Source organism: Devosia sp. SD17-2 (assembly GCF_029201565.1).
Taxonomy (GTDB): domain Bacteria; phylum Pseudomonadota; class Alphaproteobacteria; order Rhizobiales; family Devosiaceae; genus Devosia.
This window is the reverse complement of the sequence record NZ_CP104002.1, coordinates 1,177,064-1,197,006: the sequence shown is the minus strand read 5'-3', so window position 1 is coordinate 1,197,006 and position 19,943 is coordinate 1,177,064. Positions and strand designations below refer to the sequence as shown.

Here is a 19,943-nt window from a genome sequence, read left to right as displayed (position 1 = left end):
TGCCATGCAACCGGCAACGGATGCGGTTCGGAACCCCGCAAAGGGGATGGAGGCAAAGATGACCCAAGCTGAAATCAAATCCATCGAGGACGCAGGCCGCTCCACCATGGTCTGGTCGAACGATGTTTATGACAGCTCAGGCCGTTTCGGCGATATCGCCAAGACGCTCATCCCTGCCTTTGTCATTCTGACTGCTGCCACTGCCTTACTTCTCGCCTTGCTCTGACGGGTCGCAGCTAGGGCGTTGAATTATCAAGAATTCCTGGAGGGTTTGACATGACACTTGGCACAATACTGATCATCATTCTCGTGCTGCTGCTGATCGGCGCACTGCCCAATTGGGGCTATTCGCGCGGCTTCGGCTACTTTCCGTCCGGCATTCTGGGCGTGATCCTGGTCGTGATCCTCATTCTCGTCCTGATGGGACGGATATAAAAATCATCCGAACTGGACACTAGGCAAACTGCACGACGTGTCCTTGCGAGCCGACGGTCGCCCCCCTTTCGGCTCGCCATGCCCCGATGTGCTCACGCGCATCGGGGCTATTCTTTCGAAATCCCAAAATGGAACACGCGGAACCTTGACCTAGGTTAGTGCGTTGTTGAATTTCGCAACAGGAGTTAGATTTCCATGGCAAATACGCCCGAAATGACCTCTTCCGCGCGCAAGGCTGCTGCTAGCGCAGCCGATGCAATCCTCGATACCGACCGCGAGCGGGAACTGGAGGCTCAGGTCTCTCAGTTGCAGGATGACCTCAAGGCGATCACCGAGACGCTGCGCAAGCTGACAGAGGAAAAAGCTGGTGAAGTCAAGGACATCGCCCAGGCTGAATTCCGCCAGCTGAAGCGCCGTGGCAAGCATCTGATCGAGGACGCCCAGGATCAGGCCGTCGAGTATGAAGAGCAGCTCAAGGACACGATCCGGGAAAAGCCCCTGACCGCAGTGGCAGCCGCCGCCGGCATCGGCTTCGTTCTGGCCCTTCTGACCCGGCACTGAGGATGAACTTGCTCGCGCCCCTGGCGGCGCTGGTTGGTTTTGAAGCGGAGCGCGTGGCCAGCCGGGCCAAATCCACGGCAGTCACCTATGGCCTGATGGCTGCATTTGGCCTTGTAGGCATAGGGTTTCTGGTTGGAGCGGGCTATATCGCGCTAGCCGCCGCCACCAGCCCGCTGGTCGCCAGCCTGATCATGGGGGGTGTATTCATCCTTCTGGCGCTGGCGGTTTATCTCGGCAGCCAGATCGGCGAGGGTCGCCGAAAGCGAGAAGCCGTGGAGCGGAAGCACTCGAACGATACGAGCGCATTTGTCACCACGGCGGCGCTGACGGCGCTTCCGGCTTTGGCGAAATCACCGATGATGCTGCGCTTCGGCATTCCGGCCGCCATCGTCGCGTTTTTGCTGATGCGCGATAGAGACTAACAGTCCAGAGGGTCAGGCTTACGCCTGGCCCTCATTCTTTTTGGGCAGCAGAACCGGCAGCGCCCGGCGATGCAGGACCAGCTCGACGCGCCGGTCCAGCTTGACCAATTCGCCATCGATAACAGCGTAGGCATTGCGCTTTTTTTGGGGGAAGCGGAGCACGATGCGGCTCACTTCCACTTCACTGACCTGCGGATTGTCCCGCCAGCGCCCGCGCAGAACATCGAGTGCCAGAGTAAGCAGTTCCGTCGTGCCGACAGGCCCGGCCAGATACACGCCGAGCAATCCGCTATCCAGCCGCTCCGCCACCGGGATCGCCCCATTGTCGAGCGGATTATTGGACACCGCAACGCCACTGACCGTGCGGGTCATTGTCCGGCTGCCGCTTTTCAGTTCAACCTCGAACCGGGGAGGATTGAGAGCCGCGGCCCCAATGGCCCTCAGGCTGGCGAACATTTTTCCAAAGCGACTGCTGTAGCTCATGCCCTCGCGAATGCGGACCAGCCGGGCGTGGATCCCCACGCCGAACTGATGGACGAACGGACGCCCATTGGCGGTCGCAATGTCGACGTATCCGACATCCCCCTGGGCGATTGCCGTCAAAGCCTCTTCGAGCCCGGGGGGAAGGCGCAATGCGCGCGCAAACAGGTTCATCGTCCCGGCCGGCAACACTGCCAGTGGCTTGCCGCTCTCGAAAGCCACCGCTGCAGCCGAAGAAATCGTGCCGTCCCCGCCGCCCGCGAGGGTCGCATCGATACGGGCATTCCGCGCCGCAGCGCGCAGTGCTCGCTCGACGTTTTTGCCTTTCACGAGGTGGATTTCCAGATCATGGCCATTGGCGGCGAAGATCTCCGCAGCCCGCTGGGCCAGGGCTTCCACATCTATTGTGCGTAAACTACCGCCATCGCGGTTCAGGATGGCAGCTATGCGCACTATTCGTCCTCGGTGTGGACCGCCATGGCCCGGTTGAGATGAGGCAGCGGAATGGTGATCGTGAGCCCCCCGCCCGCAGTCGGCGAATATTCAGGCTTGCCGCCAAACTGCCCGGACAGCTGCTGGATAATGAGAGAGCCCATCCCGCCCTCCCCGGCTTCGGGAGGCAGGCCCACCCCGTTGTCGGCAATCGAGAGGGTCGGAACCGCGTCCACCCGCGCCAGCGTCACGAGGATCGTCCCGTCGCGACCATCGGGAAACGCATGCTTGAGCGCATTCGTCACCAGCTCGCTGACCAGAATGCCAATCGTCGTCGCATCCCGCGCGCCAACCTCGATATCGTCGATCTCGCACTGGATCGTCACATGCTCGGACATGGTCTGGGTATTGATGATGTCTTCGACGACGGCGTTGAGGAACTCATTGGCCGCGGTCGACTCCAGATCCGCTCCGAGCCTGAGCCTGCGGTGGGCCGACGCAACGGCATGGACACGCAGCCGCGCCGCCTCCAGCGCGCCTTTGACCTCTTCCGATCGGCTGCGCATGATTTGCAGCGCAAGGAGTGACGACACTGTCGCCAGCGAATTGCCGATCCGATGATTGGCATCCTGCAACAGCGCTTCCACCCGCTGGCGTTCGTGCTCGGCATGCGCCCGAGCCTCTTCGATGGCGCGGGTGCGTTCAGCGATTTCAGCCTCCAGCGCCTCGTTCTGCGTCATGAGGCCGCGATGGCGCTGGGCGAGCGCGCTGACCTGACGCTGTGTCCGGCTCAACAGCGCATAGGCCAAAATCGCAGCCGAACAGAGCGCGGCAATCAGCACGGCGGCGAGGACAAGACGCATGCGGTCGATCTCGGCATTGCGATCGACGAGCTTCTGGTTTTCCTCGGCAATGAACTGGTTCAGCGTCTCGCGCACCTCAACCATCAGGCGCGCCCCCCGGCCGGTCTCGGTCAGGCTTTGCGCTTCGGCATCCCGCTGCAGCGAGACAAGTTCAACGGCGCGGGCCATTTCGACCAGTTTACCCTCGATATCGCCGATGATCCCCCGCACCCGTTGACTTTGGACGGGATCGTCGGCGGTCATATCGAGAAGCGCATCAACCTGCGCTTCGATGCTGCCAATCGCGGCGTTATAGGGATCAAGATAGCCAGGATCCCGGGTCAGCAGATAGCCGCGCTGGCTGGCCTCAGCCTCCCCCAGCGTGATGATGAGTTCGCTCGCCTGCTGGCGGACGGCATAGGTCTGCGTGATATCAACGAGCTGGCGGCTGATGCCTTGGATGAGAACCAGGGAGATGAGGCCAGCGAGAATGACAAGTGCGAGGGAGACCCACACGGCAAGGCGGCGCAGACTGATGCGCCCCCAGATCGGAATGGCTATCCCCGTCGACTTTTCGTTCACCCGTGCCCACCCAAGCCTTCTCGGCCGTCCCCGATCTCGAGACGAGCCTTGCCGGTGCCCAATATGCTAATGCCTTGCGCCAATGGCAGCAATGAGGCCGGCACTGAACCGTTGCTGGCGTTTTAGGGAGCGGACTGCACTGTTTGAATAAGGGTGCCCTAGACTATCGCTCCCACGGTCGCTGCGGCCCGCAGGACATCAGGTCCCGGCGCGCACGCCGGGACTTTTCACGTCCACACCAGGGCGCCAGGGGCGCCACCAGCATCAGAACGAATGATTATTGGTCGTGACCTGTGCAGAGACAGCATCCGGCCCATAGTCGGACTCGCCGCTAACCTTGAGCATGTCCTGAAGGCGAGAGCGGGCCCGGCTGACGCGACTTTTCATCGTCCCGACCGCACAATCACAGATGTCAGCCGCCTCTTCGTATGAAAATCCCGAGGCGCCGATCAGAATGATCGCTTCGCGCTGATCATCGGGAAGCTGGGAGAGGGCCTTCTTGAAGTCCTCCATATCCATCGACCCATACTGTGAGGGGTGAACCGACAACCGCTCGGTAAAGGCACCATCGCTATCCTGCACTTCGCGGCCACGCTTGCGCATCTGGCTGTAAAACTCATTGCGCAAGATGGTGAAAAGCCAGGCCTTGATATTGGTGCCCATCTCGAAGCTGGACTGCTTGGCCCAGGCCTTCATCACCGTGTCCTGAACCAGGTCGTCGGCCTTGTCGTGCTTGCCGGTTAGAGATACGGCGAATGCGCGTAAGCTCGGCAGGGTCGCCAACATTTCGCGTTTGAATGACGTCTGTTCAGTCGCCATCCGATCATTCCCCTTCCTGTGCAGGAAGCTTATGTTTTTGGGCTTGCTCGGCGTTGTCGAGCTTCTCCAGCAGGTCTAACAGCTGGTCTGGCACGCCTTCATCCTGGATAGCGCCATAGAGCGCACGCAACCGCGACCCGATGTCGGAATTGACACCGAGTCCGTCATCTGCGCGCCCCGCCAGCGTCCGCATGCGTTGCTGGTTCACAGAGGTTTCCTTCTTCATCCAATCGACCGATCAAAACGCGTAATTGCCGCTTGTTAGCTTTAATGTCTGATAACAAAAAAAGTTCCCCCATCTGGAACTTTTCCGCACCTCGGTAGTTAATCAGTTTCGTGAAATCACGAATACAAGCGTCACCGGGAGTTGTTTTCCATGTCATTGTCCACGCGGATCGCTCCGCACCTGCCCTATCTGCGGCGTTTTTCTCGTGCAGTCACGGGATCGCAGACCTCAGGCGATGCCTATGTGGCCGCCACCTTGGAAGCGCTCATTGCCGACATTTCCCTCTTCCCAGAAGCATCCAGCGATCGCATCTCGCTCTATAAGCTCTTTTCGGCGCTGTTTTCGTCGTCTGCGGTAACCATTCCGGAACCGACTTCGAGCTATGCGTGGGAGAAGCGCGCTGCGGCTAACCTCGCCAACCTTGCACCCCGTCAACGCCAGGCATTCCTATTGGTTGCCGTCGAAGGCTTCACGCACGCGCAGGCCGCTGAAATTCTCTCGGTAACCGATGCCGAATTCGTGCAGCTTCTCGATGAAGCTTCGCGCGATATCTCGCGTCAGGTGGCGACCGAAATCATGATCATCGAAGATGAGCCGCTCATCGCGATGGACATCGAACAGATGGTCGAAAGCCTTGGGCATAAGGTTGTGTCGGTGGCGCGCACGCATAAGGAAGCAGTCAATCTATTCCATCAGACCCAGCCGCGCATGATCCTTGCAGATATCCAGTTGGCCGACGGCAGCTCGGGTATTGATGCGGTCAACGACATCCTCAACTCCCACTCCGTGCCGGTGATTTTCATCACCGCTTTCCCCGAACGCCTCCTGACGGGTGAACGGCCGGAGCCGACATTCCTCGTCACCAAGCCGTTCAACCCGGAAATGGTGAAGGCGCTGATCAGCCAGGCGCTGTTCTTCGACGAGGGCTCTCGCGCAGCAGCGTGATACGTCAAGTTTCTACCCGAAAGGCCGGTTTTCACCGGCCTTTTTCTTTATGGGAGGAACCAGCGATTGCACCGGGCGTTGTTCCAGCAAGATAAATCATGGAGCTTCCCATGCTGTACTATGCACTCGTCTTCCTCGTCATCGCACTGATCGCCGGCGTTCTTGGCTTTGGCGGCGTGGCTGGCGCGTCCGCGGGCATCGCCCAGGTTCTGTTCTTCCTGTTCCTGGCCTTCCTCGTCATCTCGCTGGTTATCGGTCTCTTCCGTCGGACCTAGGTTCGGACGGCATACGTCTAAAAGGGCAGTGCTTCGGCACTGCCCTTTTTTATGGGCCTGGCACAAGCGCGCCGATCCGCCCAGTCCAGTGGTAGATGGCGAGGCCGATCCACTCCTTGATTGCCACAGTCGATACGCTGATGTTCTGAACCGGATTGGCGATGTCGAACCAGAAGCCCACCGGACCGGGACTGCGAAAATCGGTTGGCCAGGGCACGATATCCAGATCCTGCGCCGCGAAGAGCCCGACCGAGCGCGGCATATGGAAGGCCGAGGTCACCAGAAAGACCGGCCCCGCGGCATCATCGAGAAAATCCCGCGAGAGGGCGACATTTTCGTCCGTATTGCGCGAGTCTCCTTCGAGCACCAGCCGATCACTTGCGATCCCGAAACTCGTAAAAAAGCGCGCCGCAGTCACCGCCTCGCTTTCCGTCTCGCCCGAAAGAAGGCCGCTGCCGCCGCTGAGGATGATCTTGGCTTCCGGATAGCGCCCGGCCAGCCAGAGTGTGGCACTTAATCTGTCGCCGGCATCGTTCATCTCGACGGTCTGCCGGGCTGAACTGGGCCGTGCCAGCGTGGCGCCGCCCAGCATGATGATCGCCCCCGCTGTCTCCGGCATCTCGGCCGGCCGGGCAAACCGGTCCTCGAGCGGCTGGATCAGCACATAGCCGAGCGTGGTAAAGCCGGTTGTTCCCAGGACAATTGCCGCCAGAAGAAGGGCTGTCGCAGCGAGCCGAAGGCGCGCTGTCCACAGCAGCGCCAACCCGACAAGGAGCAGCAGCAAGGTAATGCTGAGCGGCTGCGCCAACAGCCAAAACACTTTCGCAGCAACAAAAAACATCCGATTCCTCGCGCCAACACACAGGCATGACCCTATCGCGGCAAATTATGCACGCTCTGTGGCCGTTCGCCTCTGGAACATTCCGTTTTTCCGCTTGCTATCCGGCTGACATTTGCCTTTCTTTAGCGCGGTGAAGATTGTCAGCCTCATATAAGGGCAGTCGCCAGGTCAGGAAGCGCCTGCTCGTCGGGCCAGAACAGTAAGCATGACGCAACTCGAACCCGCTGCGCCGGGAAAATCGCCGATCGTTGAGCTGCGCGATCTGCACAAGTCCTTCGGCGAGCTGGAAGTCCTCAAGGGCATTTCATTTTCTGCGCAGGAAGGCCAGGTCATCACGCTGATCGGCTCCTCGGGATCTGGAAAATCCACCCTTTTGCGCTGCATCAACATGCTCGAAATTCCGAATGGCGGCGACGTCCTCATCGACGGGGAGGCCATTCGCCTGCGCGGAACCGGCGCATCTCGGCGTATCGACGATGAGGGCCAGATCCGCAGGATCCGGTCCGAACTCGGCATGGTGTTCCAGTCGTTCAATCTCTGGGCCCATATGACCATTCTCGAAAATGTCATGGAAGCGCCCCTGGTCGTCCAGAAACGGCCGCGCGCCGAAGTGGAAGCCGAAGCCCGCGCCATGCTCGATAAAGTGGGTATCGGCAGCAAGGCCGACGCCTACCCGTCCCAGCTTTCGGGTGGTCAGCAACAGCGTGCCGCCATCGCGCGGGCGCTTTGCATCAATCCGCGCGTCATGCTCTTTGACGAGCCGACATCGGCGCTTGACCCTGAACTCGAGGTCGAAGTGCTGCGCGTCATCAAGATCCTCGCCGACGAGGGCCGGACCATGATCCTCGTGACCCATGACATGGAATTCGCGCGCACGGTCTCCGACCGGGTCATCTTCCTCCATCAGGGTCTGATCGAGGAAGACGGCACGCCCGAGGAAGTCTTTGGCGCCACGCGCTCTGCCCGTCTCAAGCAATTCCTAAATGCCGCCAGTCACTCCTGACGGCAACAAAGAGAGCAGAACCCGGTCAACCGGGCGATAATAACAGGTCAATCGAACGGAGTACGTTTATGAAGAAGATCATGCTGGCGGCCACTGCGATCCTGGCGCTGACTGGCTCCGCCATGGCACAGGAAACCGTGCGCATTGCCACTGAAGGCGCTTATGCTCCTTGGAACTTCCTTGATGACAGCGGTGCACCTGCCGGTTTCGAAATCGAGCTGGGCAACGCCATCTGCGCCCACGCAGGCCTCACCTGCGAGTGGATCATCAATGACTGGGATTCGATCATCCCGAACCTGCTCGCAGGCAACTACGACCTGATCATGGCCGGCATGTCGATCACCGAGGAGCGCCTCGCGACCATCGACTTCACCCAGAACTACTTCCCGCCCGATCCGTCCAAATATGTCGCTCTGGCCGGCTCGAACCTTGATTTCGCAGCCCTCTCCGGCGCCCGCGTTGGCGTTCAGGGCGGCACGATCCAGGCCAGCTACGCCGAGACCAATCTCAGCGCTGCCAACACCATCATCACCTTCGCCACGGCCGATCAGGCCATGGCCGATCTGGCTGCCGGCAACCTCGACACCATCATCGCCGACGGCGCCTATCTCGAGCCGATTGTTGCCGCTTCGAACGGTGCCATCGAATTTGCCGGTGAAGACGTGCTGATCGGTGGCGGCGTCGGCGCAGGCCTCCGCAAGGACGATGCCGAGCTCAAGGCCGCTGTTGATGGCGCCATCACCGCCCTGAAGAAGGACGGTACCGTCGACACCATCATCGCCAAGTGGTTCGAAGGTCACGGCCCCTACTTCGCCGAGTAATCCTCAATCCCGCCCGCCGCAGGGTCATCACCCTGCGGCGACATTTTTTGCTGGCAACGCTGCATTGCAGGGCCGTGCCGGAGCGACTCCCCGTCCATGACAGACGACATAGCCTTCTGGCTCGCCTATTTGACCAATGGTAAGCACCTGACCTGGTACGCCAGTTTTCAGTTTACCATCTTTGCTGCCCTGTTGGGCGGGGCCCTGGCGGTCGTCTTCGGGCTCACCGGCGCAACCCTGCGCAATTCCCGCTTTCTGCCGCTGCGGCTGATCGGCACGACCTATTCGGCGATCGTGCGCGGTGTGCCGGACGTCTTGTTCTTCCTGTTCTTCCCGCTGGCTTTCGAGCAGGGGGTCGAATGGTTCATCGCGAGCCAGGTCTGCACGCCCGAAACCATCGCGGCGCAGACCTCGTCATGGCCCCCTTGCCGCGAAGCGAACTGGTTCCTGGGCACCACGGAATACCTGCTGCTCGCCAGCGTCTCGCTTGGCCTCGTCTACGGCGCCTTCGCCACCAATGTCATCCATGGCGCCATGCGCGCCGTCCCCAGCGGTCAGCTTGAAGCCGCCCGCGCCTATGGCATGAGCGCGTCGCAGGTGCTGTGGCGCATTCAGATCCGCCAGATGTGGGTCTATGCCCTGCCCGGCCTCTCCAATGTCTGGATGCTGATCATCAAGGCGACCTCGCTGCTCTCGCTGCTGCAGATTGCCGATATCGTGCTTTGGGCCGACCGCCTTGGCGCGCCAAACTTCCTGCCGGCCGTGGGCCTCGTCCACGAAGACTGGCGCTGGCGCTATTATCTCGTGCTGTTCGTGTTCTACATCCTCGTCACCTGGCTCTCTGAGAAGGCCTTCGACGCCATCATGCGCCGTGCGGGTCGTGGCATTCTGAGCGAGGCACAGGGCTGATGCAGGCTTTCCTCGACGATCTCGCTCTCATGGCACCGGCGGTGCTGTTCAATCTCTACTTTGCCGCCGCCTCCATCCCGGTCGGCTTTGTCTTGGCCATCTTCCTGGCGCTGGGCAAGGCATCGTCCAACCCGATCATCAACCGGCTGTCACGCGGCTATATCTATGCCTTCCGGGGCTCGCCGCTCTTCATCCAGTTCTTCATGTTCTATTCGCTGGCCCTGTCACTCAATCTGACAGTCTGGCGTCCCCTGGGCATTTCCGGCTTCGTGCTGCATCCCCTGTTCATGGGCCCGCTCGTGCTGGTGCTGAACACGGCCGCCTATACCGCCGAAATCTTCTACGGCGCCCTGCGCGCCGTGCCGCGCGGCGCCATCGAGGCAGCCCGCGCCTATGGCATGAGCCGCAGTCAGCAGTTCCGTCGGGTCATCTGGCCGAACCTGATCCGTCTGGCCTGGCCGGCCTACACCAATGAAGTGGTCTTCCTCTTCCACGCCACCGCCATCGTCTATCTGGCGCTGCCCGTGGTCGGCGGACAGAAGGACCTGATGATTACTGCCAAGGATCTGTTCGAACGCGATTTCAACGCCTTCCTGCACTTCCCCGTGGCGGCGCTCTACTTCCTCGCGGTTTCGCTGGTGGTGTTCTTCGTCTTTGGCCTTATCTACCAGCGACTGATGCGCCACCTGCCCCAGCCGCCGCGCGTCCGCTACATGCCCAGTTGGATGCGCTAGGAGAGTGCCATGAAGATCATCGCTGATCTCTGCATCGTCCCCATGGGTGTCGGTCCCTCGGTTTCGACCTATATCCGGGAGGTGCGCGACATCCTCGCCACCACCCGCCTCACCCACGAAATGCACGCCAACGGCACCAATATCGAGGGCGAGATGGCAGAGGTCAGCGCTGCGGTGGAAGCCTGCTGTGAACGCCTGCACGAGATGGGCGTCGAGCGCATTTTCTGCACCATGCATTTCTCGACCCGCACCGACAAACCCCAGACCATGGCCGACAAACTGGCCCGTCTCGCCTGAAGAAGCAAAAATGACCTTTCAGCAACACACACGTGACTTCCCCGGTGACGCCCCGGGGCAGACAACGACCCTTTATTGGTACGAGCTGGGCCCGCAGGACGCGCCCACCAAGGTGCACCTGCAGGCAGCGCTCCACGCCGATGAACAGCCGGGCACGATGGCGCTCCATCACCTCCTGCCCATGCTCCGCAAGGCCGATGAGAACGGCCAGCTCAAGGCAAGGTTCGTGGTCTTCCCCTCGGTCAACCCGATGGGTCTGGCGACCCGCGTTCTGCGCCGTCATATCGGCCGCTACGACCTCGAAACTGGCGTCAACTACAACCGCCGCTGGCCAGATCTTTATCCCGCCATTGCAGAGGCTGTGCGCGGCAAGCTGACCGCCGACGCCGCCGCAAACGTCGCGACGCTCCGCAAGGCCGTCGGCGCCTGGATCGACCAGCAAACCCCGGTCACCGCGCAGCAGAAGCTGCGGCTGCACATCCTCAGATCAGCGCATGACGCCGATATCGTCCTCGACCTGCATTGCGACGACGAAAGCCTCATGCACATCTTCACCTCGCCCGAGATGATGCCCGGCCTGCAGGATCTGGCCGACCGCATGGGCGTGGCGGCAACCCTGACGGCTGAGGACAGCGGCGGTGGTTCGTTCGACGAGGTCCTGCCCAATCTCTATCGCAAGGCGCAGCGCGACAATCCGCAGGCCTCAATCCCCATCGCTGTCGAAACCGCGACCCTAGAATATCGCGGCCAGGCCGACACCAATGACGAAATGGGCCAGCTCGATGCGACCGGCCTCTTTGGCTTCCTCGCTGGCCGGGGACTGATCGATGCCGACGTCCCCCCTGTCGAGACTTCCGCGCCCCCGGCAACGCCCTTCGAAGCCACTGAAGTGCTCCGCACAACGCAACCAGGTCTCCTCGCCTATCGGGTCACGCTCGGCGACCGGGTTAAAGCTGGCGATGTCGTAGCCGAGCTGATCGCCATGGATGGCCCCGAGGCGTTCCTCGCGCGCACGCCCATTCGCGCCGGTACGAGCGGCTTCGTCCTCTCCCGCGCCAGCGCCAAATATGTCCCGGCTGGTGCCTCCGTCGCCAAGATCGTCGGCACCGAAGTGCTGCCCACCCGCGCTGGCGGCTACCTGCTCGAAGACTAACGGCCAAAAACAAGATTGCCCGGCCAGGCCGGGCAATCTCTGAAGTCTCTAGAGACCGTGCGCGGCATGCTCCAGCGCGGTCATCACGCCACGCAACTCCGCCAGCCCCTTCATGCGCCCGATGGTCGGATAGCCCGGCTGGGCGCGGCGCCCCAGATCATCGAGAATGTCCTGGCCGTGGTCGGGCCGCATCGGGATGATGGCATCCTTGCGCCCCTCGGCCTTGCGACGGCGCTCCTCGCGGACAATGGCGGCAATCAGCGCCACCATGTCCGTATCCCCGGCCAGGTGCTCGGCCTCGTAGAACGAGCCCATGATATCGCCGTTGTCGCGCTTCACATTGCGCAGGTGGAGGAAGTGAACCTTGGGCCCGAAGCGCTCCATCATGCCCGGAAGGTCATTGTCAGGGCGGGCACCGAGCGAGCCCGAGCAGAGCGTCATGCCATTGGCCGGGCTATCCACCGCATCGAGGATATGTTTGTAGTCTTCCTCGGTGGACATGATGCGCGGCAGGCCGAGCAGCGCGAACGGGGGATCGTCCGGATGGCAGCAGAGCCTGAGCCCAAGCTTTTCGGCTTCCGGCACCACCTCTTCGAGGAAATCGATAAAGTGCTGTCGCAGCTGGTCCCGGCTGATCCTGCCATATTCGGACAGGTGAGCCTGCACGTCCTCGAGCGACATAGATTCCGTTGAGCCCGGCAGGCCCATGGTCACATTGCGGCTGAGCTGCTTCTTCTCGTCCTCGCTCATCGCCGAAACCCGGCGCCCCGCCTCATCGGCGATGGCATTGGTGTAGTCGGCACCAGCGCCGGGGCGCTCGAGAATGTGGATGTCGAAGGCCGCGAAATCATTGATATCAAAGCGCATGCAGGAGCCGCCATTGGGCACGGTCCAGCGCAAATCCGTGCGCGTCCAATCGAGCACGGGCATGAAATTATAGCAGATCACTTCCATGCCGCTTTCAGCCAGATTACGCATGGAAATCTTGTAGTTGGCGATGTGCTCGCGCCAGTCGCCCTTCTGCTTCTTGATGTCCTCGCTGACCGGCAGGCTCTCCACCACGTCCCAGGTCAGCCCCGAGGGCGTGCCGTCTTTGCGCGTGCCGATCTCGGCATAGCGTTTGTCGATCTCCGCACGGCTCCACACCACCCCATTGGGGATATGGTGCAAGGCGCTGACGACCCCCTGGGCACCGACCTGCGTAATATCGTCAATGCTGCAAAGGTCCTTTGGGCCGAACCACCGCCAGGTTTGTCGCAACTTAAAACTCCGTACCAAGAGAAGGTGTTTTGATCATGCTGGCATCACTATTAGCCAGCGCGAGAAGTGTATGGACATGGCAGGGCGTTCCGGCCCGGCACCAGCAGGCGAGGTTTTTCCCGCCCAGCGCCGCACGAATAGCGTCGCGTGTAGGGGGCCGCCGGATGGCGCTGATTTCGCCGTTCATCCAGCGGGCGTGACGCGCCACCGCCTCTGCCTGCGCCGCCTCTTTGCCAAGTCCGGTTTCCGCCATCACCTCGGCGATGGTGAAAGGATTGCCCCAGGCCCCCGGGCGCGCCACGGACTGCGCCGGCAAACCATTGAGCGTATGCGAAACGGCCTGCAGGTCGAAACCCGCCTTGCGTGACAGGACGATCCGCGCCGGTTTCATTTGCGCATGTCCTTGTCATAAACGAACTTGGGCATTTCCCATTTGAACCACAGCGCAGTGACGCGCAGAACAAAGCCCACCACAATGGCAATCGCCGCCATCAGATCGAGCGGCATGCCGCCGAGATAGCCGAGGTAATAGATGATGCCCGCCACCATCGAGACGGTGGCGTAGAGCTCGCCCTGGAAGATCAGTGGCACGTCATTGCAGAGCACATCGCGTAAAATGCCGCCGGCGGTCCCGGTCACCATGCCCGCCACGATGACAATGATCGGATGCACACCGGCCTCGATGCCGATATTGCAGCCGATCACCGTGAACACCACCAGGCCGAGCGCATCGAGCAGAAGAAACGGCCATTTGAGTTTGTCGATGACCCGTGCCAGCGGGATGGTCAGCAGCGCCGCGCTGCACACCAGCAGCAGAACATAGGGATTGGCGACCCAGAGCAGGGGATAGTGGTCGAGCAGGATATCCCGGATCGTCCCACCGCCAAGAGCGGTCACGCAGGCAATCAGGCACACGCCGAACCAGTCCATGTTCCGGCGCCCGGCCGCCAGCGCGGCCGTCATCGCCTCGGCAGTAATGGCGATGTAGAACATGATACTCAGCATGAAATGCCCTCAAGCGCGGTAGAATCTGGATCGCAAGGGCCCATTCCACCATAGGCGCCGCCCCAAAGCCTAGAGATAAGGCGGCGGGGAGCGCTTTGTCTGTGGCCTGCTACAGGAAATCGGCACGGTGCGGCGTGAACGCGTCGACGAGCCTGCCTTTTTCCAGCGCGACAACGCCGTGGGTGACCCCCGAGGGCACGATGAAGCTGCCGCCCTGCCCGACTATCTGGGTCTGGTCACCGATCGTTACCTCAAAGCTGCCCTCGGCAACATAGCTCACCTGTACATGCGGATGGCTGTGAAGCGCGCCGACAGCACCCTTCTCGAAGCCAAACTCGACCTGCATCAACTCAGGCAGATGGATCAACACGCGACGGGTATTGCCGGGCGCCAGTTCGATCCATGCGCTGTCCTCGGCCTGGGCGAAGAGTTTTGGTTCAGTCATGATGTCTACCTCGCGAGCCAGCCGCCATCCACGGGGATGACAGCGCCATGCATGTAATTGGATGCGGGGGCGAGAAGGAAAACCGCCGCATCGCCGATATCGGATGGAACGCCCCAGCGACCAGCCGGAATGCGACCGAGAATGGCCGAAGACCGCTCGGGATCATTGCGCAGGGCCTCGGTATTATTGGTTTCGATATATCCCGGGGCGATGGCGTTCACATTGATGCCCTTGGCCGCCCATTCATTGGCGAGCAGCCGCGTGATCCCCAGCACACCGCTCTTTGACGCCGTATAGCTCGCCACGCGGATGCCACCCTGAAAACTGAGCATCGAGGCGATGTTGACGATCCGCGCACCGCGTCCCGCCGAGATGGCCTTCTTGCCGAGCGACTGGCTGAGAAAGAACATCGTCTTGAGGTTGATATCCATCACCGCGTCCCAATCCGCCTCGGTGAAATCGACCGCATCGACACGCTTGATGATCCCGGCGTTGTTGACGAGACCATCGATGGGGCCATGCTCTTCCCAGGCCGTTTCGAACATCGCCTGGGCATCCAACGCCGAGCCGAGATCTGCCCGCATTTCGGCAAAATCGGCACCTTGCCCGGCCATTAGCGAGGCGGTCACTTCCATGCTCGACCGCCCCACGCCGACAACCCTGCCCCCTGCCCGGCCAATCGAGAGCGCGATGCCCTGCCCGATGCCGGTGTTGGCGCCGGTGACCATGATGGTCTTGCCGGCAAGGCTGAAAGCCGTGAGGTCGGTCACCGCAGATCCTCCATGGCGACCTTTTCGACGTCGGTATAGTCGACATTGTCGCCAGCCATTGCCCATATGAAGGTGTAGGAACCGGTGCCGGCCCCGCAATGGATAGACCAGGGCGGCGACAGGATCGCCTGCTCATTGCGCACGATGAGATGGCGCGTTTCGTCCGGCTCGCCCATCAGATGCACCACGAAAGCGTCGGGCTGCAGGTCGAAATAGAGATAGGCTTCCATGCGCCGGTCATGGACATGCGCGGGCATGGTGTTCCACAGCGAGCCCGGTGCGAATTCAGTCAGCCCGACCACCAGCTGGCAGGTCTGGACGCTGTCCGCATTCACATATTGGTAGATCGAGCGCTCATTGGCGGTTTCGCGTGCGCCCATGTCGAGCCGCTTTGCGCCCGACTGACGCAGGAGTTTTGCCGGATAGCTGGCGTGGGCCGGCGCACTGAGGAGATAGAACTTCGCACCGGCGCCGGCAAAACGGACATCCTGCGCTCCCATGCCGACATAGAGCATGTCGCGCGGACCAACGTCGTGCGTGGTCCCGTCAACGATGATGCGCCCCGCTTCCCCGATATTGACCGCGATCATCTCGCGCCGGTCGAGAAAAGCCTTGGTCCCCGTCGGCTTGATGGTTTCGAGCACGAGTTCCCCGCCACCCGGCACCGCTCCACCGACGGCCATCCGGTCATAATGCGAATAGGTCCAGCGCACTGCGCCGTCGGCGAAGAGATCGTCGATGAGGAAATTCTCGCGCAGCTCGGCCGTGCCCATGCCCGCAGCCCCAGCCGGATCAATGGCAAATCGGATGTCGTATTCGGTACTCATTTTGGCTCCTGAAAATCTCTTGGCCGGAATGTCGGGGCGATCAGTGGCTTAGCGCTTGCTCGGCCAGGCGGACGCGATAGCGCTCCTGGCTGCGGGACAGGTGGTCCCGCATCGCCTCGCGCGCCGCGTCACCGTCCTGCGCTGAAATCGCCGCGAGGATATGTCTATGCTCTTCGTGCAGCCCCGCCTGATAGTCATAGGTAAGCACGCTCTCGGTCCCCCAGGGCGATGCGACATCGCAGGGGATGGTACGGCTCCCCAAGGCATCGAGCACTTCCATGTAGAACGGATTATTGGTGGCCGCCGCGATGGCGCGATGGAAGGCGAAGTCGGTCTTGCCGGTCGGGTTTCCCGCCTTGAGCAGGCGGCCGAACTCGTTCCAGGCTTCATGGATCGCGGCTTCCTGGCTGGTGCTCCGTCGCATTGCGGCCAGGCCAGCCGACTCGATCTCGATGCCCATGCGCACTTCGAGCACATTGAGAGCGACCGAAATCTTGTTCGATGCCTCTCCCATCATATTGTTGAATGTGCTGGCAAAACTCGCCAGCACAAAGACCCCTGCCCCCTGCCGGGACTGAACGCTGCCCTCGGCCGCCAGCGCCGCTATCGCCTCGCGGATCACCGTTCGGCTGACCCCGAACTGTACCGTCAGCTGACTCTCTGTGGGCAGCTTCATGCCCGGCACCAGCTCCCCGGTCACAATACGCTGACGCAGCGTATTGATGACCAGCTCGGCAAGCTTGGGTTTTCGCGTTGGCGGCGGAATGATCTGGGCTACTGACATGGCGCTAGTGGAACAGGCTCGGCAGCCACAACGACAGCGCCGGGATGTAGGTGACGAGGCCGAGAACGATCAGACCCGCCAGATAGAAGGGCCAGACGCTCCTCATGGCGGCCCAGATCGAGATCTTGCCGACCGCCGCCGCCACGAATTGGACGGGTCCTAACGGCGGGGTGTTCAGCCCGATACCGAGATTGAGGATCATGATCACCCCGAAATGGACGGGATCGACGCCGAACTTCTGCACCATCGGCAGGAAGATCGGGGTGGTGATGATGATCAGCGGCCCCATGTCCATGAACGTACCCAGCAAGAGCAGCAGCACGTTGATGAGCAGCAGCACCATCAGCGGATCGGTGGTGAGGTTTGAGATCGCGTCGGTAAGGATCGGCGCGACCCGCAGATAGGCCATCAGCCAGCCGAAGGAGGCGGCGGCGCCGATGATGAACAGCACCATGGAGGTGGTCCGCACCGCGCCTTTCACCGAGTGAACAAACTCGCTCCAGCTCAGCGAGCGGTAGACGAGCAAGGTCACCAGCAACGCGTAGATCACGGCGATACAGGAGCTTTCCGTGGCGGTAAAAATACCCGATCGGACGCCGCCGAAGATGATGACGATCAGCATCAGCCCCGGAATGGACACAAGGAAATACTGGAATGCCTTGGCAAAGCCCGGAAAGGGCTCGGTGGGGTACCCACGCTTGACCGCCACGATATAGGCGGTGATCCCCAGGGCCAGTGCGAGGAGCAGCCCAGGAATGATCCCGGCGGTGAAGAGGTCGGCGATGGAAATGCGCCCTCCACCCGAGAGCGAATAGATGATCATGTTGTGGCTGGGCGGCAGCAGCAAGGCGATGAGCGCTGCCATCGAGGTGACATTGACCGCATAGTCCGCGCCATAGCCGCGGGCCTTCATCTGCGGGATCATGATGCCGCCCACGGCAGCAGCCTCTGCCACTGCAGAGCCGGAGATGCCGCCGAAGAGCGTCGAGGCAGCGACATTGACCTGCCCCAGGCCGCCACGGACATGGCCGATCAGCGCCCCGGCAAATTGGATGATCCGCGCCGCAATACCCCCGCGCATCATCAGGTCGCCGGCGAAGATGAAGAACGGAATGGCAAGGAGCGTGAACCCGGCGACGCCGGAATTGAGCTGCTGGAACACCACGATCGCCGGGCGCCCAAGATAGACGATGGTGGCAAAGCTGGCGATGCCGAGGCAGAAGGCGATAGGCGTTCCGACCAGCATCAGAGCTGCGAAGACACCGAAGAGAATCCAGTATTCCATAGTGATCAAGCCTCGGTCACGAGTTCGGCTGGCGGTTCATCGACCGGCTCCCCGGCAGCGCGCGCCAGCAGGCGCTCAAGCGAGAACAGCATCATCAGAGCACCGGAAATGACCACCGGCAGGTAGGTGAAGGTCTGCGGGATACCAAGCACGGGAATGCGCACGGTCCAGCCGCGCAGGGCCAGTTCACCCCCGAAATAGACCATCCCGAAAGCAAAGCCGAAAATCGCTATGTCGCTGATCGAACGGAGATACTTCTTGCCGCTGGGCGGCAGCGCGTAGAGCAGGACGTCAAAGCCCATATGGAAATTCTCGCGCACGCCGACGGCGGCGCCGAGAAAGATGAACCAGCTCATCAGCATGATCGCCGCGCCCTCGGTCCAGGACGGAGAGGCGTTGATCACATAGCGCATGAACACCTGGTAGGCGACGATGGCTGTCATCACGACCAGCCCCACGCCGGCGAGCAGGAGAATGAAGTTGGAAATTGCCCGCAACACGCGACTGACAGGCACGAGGCTTTCTTTCACGTCTGGTCCTCCAGGAAAGAGCCGAGCCGGGGCAAGCAGCCCCGACCCGGTGCTTTGGCTTTAAAGTCAGCCTTCAGTAGCCTGGATGCGGGCGACCAGATCCTGCAGCTGCGGATCGGTGACATACTTCTCGTAGACCGGCTTCATCGCTTCAATGAACGGAGCCTTGTCGACTTCGTTGATCGTCGCGCCGAGAGCTTCGACGGCGGCCTTGGATTCAACTTCCTTGGCGGACCAGAGATCACGCTGATAGGGCACGGATTCCTTGGCGGCTTCGCGCATCGCGGTCTGGACTTCAGGCGACAGGCCATCCCAGACGACCTTGGAGACAACCAGCACTTCGGGCACCATCAGATGCTCGTCGAGCGAATAGAACTTGGCGACCTCAGCGTGGCCGGCCGTGTCATAGCTCGGGTAGTTGTTTTCAGCGCCGTCGATAACGCCGGTCTGGATGCCAGAGTACACTTCGCCATAGGGCATTGGCGTGGCGTTGGCGCCGAGGGCACCGACCATGTCCACGAAAATGTCCGACTGCATGACGCGGAATTTGAGCCCATCCATGTCGGCAGGCGAGTTGATCGGCTTGGAGCTGTTGTAGAACGAGCGGGCACCGCCATCGTAGAAGGCCAGCGCGATCACATCGACCTTCTCGAAAGCCGCCAGGATTTCTTCGCCGATCGGGCCATCGAGCACATTGTGGAAGTGTTCGGCGGAGCGGAAGATAAAAGGCAGCTGGGTGACGGTGGCTTCCGGCACCTGGGTATTGAAAGCACCGATCGAGATACGGTTGAGATCAAGCACACCGAACTGGGTCTGCTCGATGGTGTCGGCCTCCTGCCCCAGCTGGGCGGAGTGGAACACTTCGACGCTATAGGCGCCGTCGGTCTTTTCGCTGAGCAGCTCACCGAACTTCTTGACCGCTTCCACGGTGGGATAGCCGTCAGGATGGGTGTCCGATGAGCGCAGCACCGTCTGGGCGCTGGCCCCGGACACCATTAAGGTCGCAGCCACGGCAAGGCCGGCCGCCATTTTCGGCAGATACAACATTCGAATCCTCCCAAATTCTCACACGTCCGGCACGTCTCCCCGAGGCGCCGGCGTCAGTCGGCAGCTCGCGGCGCCGATCTGCAGGAAAACTAGTATGGAAGGAAAATACAAGTCAACATACAATCAACCGCAACTTGTATGATGACTTTACTGAATAAGCAAAGGGGCGGATCAACACCGCCCCTTTGCATTATTGAACAACAACTTCAGCGT

27 protein-coding genes are annotated in these 19,943 nt (G+C 61.2%); 12 read left to right on the top strand and 15 right to left on the bottom strand.

The window, feature by feature from the left end; all coding sequences use genetic code 11:
• Positions 1–58 precede the first annotated feature (58 nt).
• The 4 genes from NYQ88_RS05870 (at position 59) to NYQ88_RS05855 (ending at position 1,418) form a co-directional block, all read left to right on the top strand.
• Positions 59–226 carry a hypothetical protein gene (locus NYQ88_RS05870; protein WP_275654023.1) on the top strand — a complete coding sequence of 56 codons (168 nt, stop codon included), beginning with the start codon at positions 59–61 and terminating at the stop codon, positions 224–226.
• 50 nt (positions 227–276) lie between these two features.
• The gene (locus tag NYQ88_RS05865; protein WP_275654022.1) at positions 277–435 is read left to right on the top strand and encodes a DUF3309 family protein; all 159 of its coding nucleotides are present in this window, start codon (positions 277–279) and stop codon (positions 433–435) included.
• 195 nt (positions 436–630) lie between these two features.
• Positions 631–996, top strand: a complete 366-nt coding sequence (locus NYQ88_RS05860; RefSeq protein WP_275654021.1) for a DNA gyrase subunit B — start codon at positions 631–633, stop codon at positions 994–996.
• 8 nt (positions 997–1,004) lie between these two features.
• Entirely contained in the window at positions 1,005–1,418 is a 414-nt protein-coding gene (locus NYQ88_RS05855; protein ID WP_275654020.1) for a hypothetical protein, read from the top strand.
• Positions 1,419–1,436: 18 nt separating this feature from the next.
• On the opposite strand, the gene NYQ88_RS05850 is transcribed toward NYQ88_RS05855, so the two are convergent.
• The 4 genes from NYQ88_RS05850 to NYQ88_RS05835 all read right to left on the bottom strand — a co-directional run bounded on the left by NYQ88_RS05850 (position 1,437) and on the right by NYQ88_RS05835 (position 4,799).
• Positions 1,437–2,351, bottom strand: coding sequence for a diacylglycerol kinase family protein (locus NYQ88_RS05850; protein WP_275654019.1), 915 nt, complete (start codon positions 2,349–2,351; stop codon positions 1,437–1,439).
• Positions 2,351–3,754 (bottom strand): CHASE3 domain-containing protein, encoded by a 1,404-nt coding sequence (locus NYQ88_RS05845; protein ID WP_275654018.1) that lies wholly within the window; start codon positions 3,752–3,754, stop codon positions 2,351–2,353. The genes NYQ88_RS05850 and NYQ88_RS05845 overlap by 1 nt, the downstream gene beginning before the upstream one ends.
• 264 nt (positions 3,755–4,018) lie before the next feature.
• Complete coding sequence (locus NYQ88_RS05840; RefSeq protein ID WP_275654017.1) at positions 4,019–4,573, bottom strand: RNA polymerase sigma factor; 555 nt, start codon at positions 4,571–4,573, stop codon at positions 4,019–4,021.
• A 4-nt stretch (positions 4,574–4,577) separates the two neighbouring features.
• Complete coding sequence (locus tag NYQ88_RS05835; RefSeq protein WP_275654016.1) at positions 4,578–4,799, bottom strand: NepR family anti-sigma factor; 222 nt, start codon at positions 4,797–4,799, stop codon at positions 4,578–4,580.
• Between the two features lie 150 nt (positions 4,800–4,949).
• On the opposite strand from NYQ88_RS05835, the gene NYQ88_RS05830 reads away from it, so the two are divergent.
• The gene (locus NYQ88_RS05830) at positions 4,950–5,744 is read left to right on the top strand and encodes a response regulator (RefSeq protein WP_275654015.1); all 795 of its coding nucleotides are present in this window, start codon (positions 4,950–4,952) and stop codon (positions 5,742–5,744) included.
• Positions 5,745–5,854: 110 nt separating this feature from the next.
• Complete coding sequence (locus NYQ88_RS05825) at positions 5,855–6,019, top strand: DUF1328 domain-containing protein (protein ID WP_275654014.1); 165 nt, start codon at positions 5,855–5,857, stop codon at positions 6,017–6,019.
• A 49-nt stretch (positions 6,020–6,068) separates the two neighbouring features.
• Here the strand turns inward: NYQ88_RS05825 and NYQ88_RS05820 are convergent, their stop codons facing one another.
• On the bottom strand, positions 6,069–6,860 hold the full coding sequence (locus NYQ88_RS05820; RefSeq protein WP_275654013.1) for a YdcF family protein: 792 nt from the start codon (positions 6,858–6,860) through the stop codon (positions 6,069–6,071).
• A gap of 205 nt (positions 6,861–7,065) precedes the next feature.
• Here NYQ88_RS05820 and NYQ88_RS05815 point away from each other — a divergent pair, with 205 nt between their 5' ends.
• From NYQ88_RS05815 to NYQ88_RS05790, 6 genes are all read left to right on the top strand, one after another.
• Positions 7,066–7,863 carry an amino acid ABC transporter ATP-binding protein gene (locus NYQ88_RS05815; protein ID WP_275654012.1) on the top strand — a complete coding sequence of 266 codons (798 nt, stop codon included), beginning with the start codon at positions 7,066–7,068 and terminating at the stop codon, positions 7,861–7,863.
• 68 nt (positions 7,864–7,931) lie between these two features.
• Positions 7,932–8,684: a transporter substrate-binding domain-containing protein gene (locus NYQ88_RS05810; protein WP_275654011.1), complete on the top strand. Its 753-nt coding sequence runs from the start codon at positions 7,932–7,934 to the stop codon at positions 8,682–8,684.
• A gap of 96 nt (positions 8,685–8,780) precedes the next feature.
• A complete protein-coding gene (locus NYQ88_RS05805; protein ID WP_275654010.1) occupies positions 8,781–9,593 on the top strand; it encodes an ABC transporter permease subunit in 813 nt (270 codons plus the stop codon).
• On the top strand, positions 9,593–10,327 hold the full coding sequence (locus NYQ88_RS05800) for an ABC transporter permease subunit (protein ID WP_275654009.1): 735 nt from the start codon (positions 9,593–9,595) through the stop codon (positions 10,325–10,327). The genes NYQ88_RS05805 and NYQ88_RS05800 overlap by 1 nt, the downstream gene beginning before the upstream one ends.
• A 9-nt stretch (positions 10,328–10,336) precedes the next feature.
• Entirely contained in the window at positions 10,337–10,624 is a 288-nt protein-coding gene (locus NYQ88_RS05795; protein ID WP_275654008.1) for an MTH1187 family thiamine-binding protein, read from the top strand.
• 10 nt (positions 10,625–10,634) lie between these two features.
• Positions 10,635–11,777 (top strand): M14 family metallopeptidase, encoded by a 1,143-nt coding sequence (locus tag NYQ88_RS05790; RefSeq protein ID WP_275654007.1) that lies wholly within the window; start codon positions 10,635–10,637, stop codon positions 11,775–11,777.
• A 48-nt stretch (positions 11,778–11,825) separates the two neighbouring features.
• Here the strand turns inward: NYQ88_RS05790 and uxuA are convergent, their stop codons facing one another.
• The 10 genes from uxuA to NYQ88_RS05740 form a co-directional block, all read right to left on the bottom strand.
• Entirely contained in the window at positions 11,826–13,037 is a 1,212-nt protein-coding gene (gene uxuA, locus NYQ88_RS05785; RefSeq protein WP_275654006.1) for a mannonate dehydratase, read from the bottom strand.
• Position 13,038: 1 nt separating this feature from the next.
• On the bottom strand, positions 13,039–13,428 hold the full coding sequence (locus NYQ88_RS05780; protein ID WP_275654005.1) for a DUF4326 domain-containing protein: 390 nt from the start codon (positions 13,426–13,428) through the stop codon (positions 13,039–13,041).
• The gene (locus NYQ88_RS05775; protein WP_275654004.1) at positions 13,425–14,042 is read right to left on the bottom strand and encodes a trimeric intracellular cation channel family protein; all 618 of its coding nucleotides are present in this window, start codon (positions 14,040–14,042) and stop codon (positions 13,425–13,427) included. Before NYQ88_RS05775 ends, NYQ88_RS05780 begins: the two co-directional genes overlap by 4 nt.
• Positions 14,043–14,151: 109 nt before the next feature.
• On the bottom strand, positions 14,152–14,487 hold the full coding sequence (locus NYQ88_RS05770; protein ID WP_275654003.1) for a cupin domain-containing protein: 336 nt from the start codon (positions 14,485–14,487) through the stop codon (positions 14,152–14,154).
• 5 nt (positions 14,488–14,492) lie between these two features.
• The gene (kduD, locus tag NYQ88_RS05765; protein ID WP_275654002.1) at positions 14,493–15,257 is read right to left on the bottom strand and encodes a 2-dehydro-3-deoxy-D-gluconate 5-dehydrogenase KduD; all 765 of its coding nucleotides are present in this window, start codon (positions 15,255–15,257) and stop codon (positions 14,493–14,495) included.
• Positions 15,254–16,084 carry a 5-dehydro-4-deoxy-D-glucuronate isomerase gene (kduI, locus tag NYQ88_RS05760; protein ID WP_275654001.1) on the bottom strand — a complete coding sequence of 277 codons (831 nt, stop codon included), beginning with the start codon at positions 16,082–16,084 and terminating at the stop codon, positions 15,254–15,256. The genes kduD and kduI overlap by 4 nt, the downstream gene beginning before the upstream one ends.
• 40 nt (positions 16,085–16,124) lie before the next feature.
• On the bottom strand, positions 16,125–16,868 hold the full coding sequence (locus tag NYQ88_RS05755) for a FadR/GntR family transcriptional regulator (protein ID WP_275654000.1): 744 nt from the start codon (positions 16,866–16,868) through the stop codon (positions 16,125–16,127).
• A 4-nt stretch (positions 16,869–16,872) separates the two neighbouring features.
• Positions 16,873–18,153, bottom strand: coding sequence for a TRAP transporter large permease (locus tag NYQ88_RS05750; RefSeq protein WP_275653999.1), 1,281 nt, complete (start codon positions 18,151–18,153; stop codon positions 16,873–16,875).
• 5 nt (positions 18,154–18,158) lie between these two features.
• Entirely contained in the window at positions 18,159–18,683 is a 525-nt protein-coding gene (locus NYQ88_RS05745; protein WP_275653998.1) for a TRAP transporter small permease, read from the bottom strand.
• A 66-nt stretch (positions 18,684–18,749) separates the two neighbouring features.
• Positions 18,750–19,730, bottom strand: coding sequence for a TRAP transporter substrate-binding protein (locus NYQ88_RS05740; protein ID WP_275653997.1), 981 nt, complete (start codon positions 19,728–19,730; stop codon positions 18,750–18,752).
• Positions 19,731–19,943 lie beyond the last annotated feature (213 nt).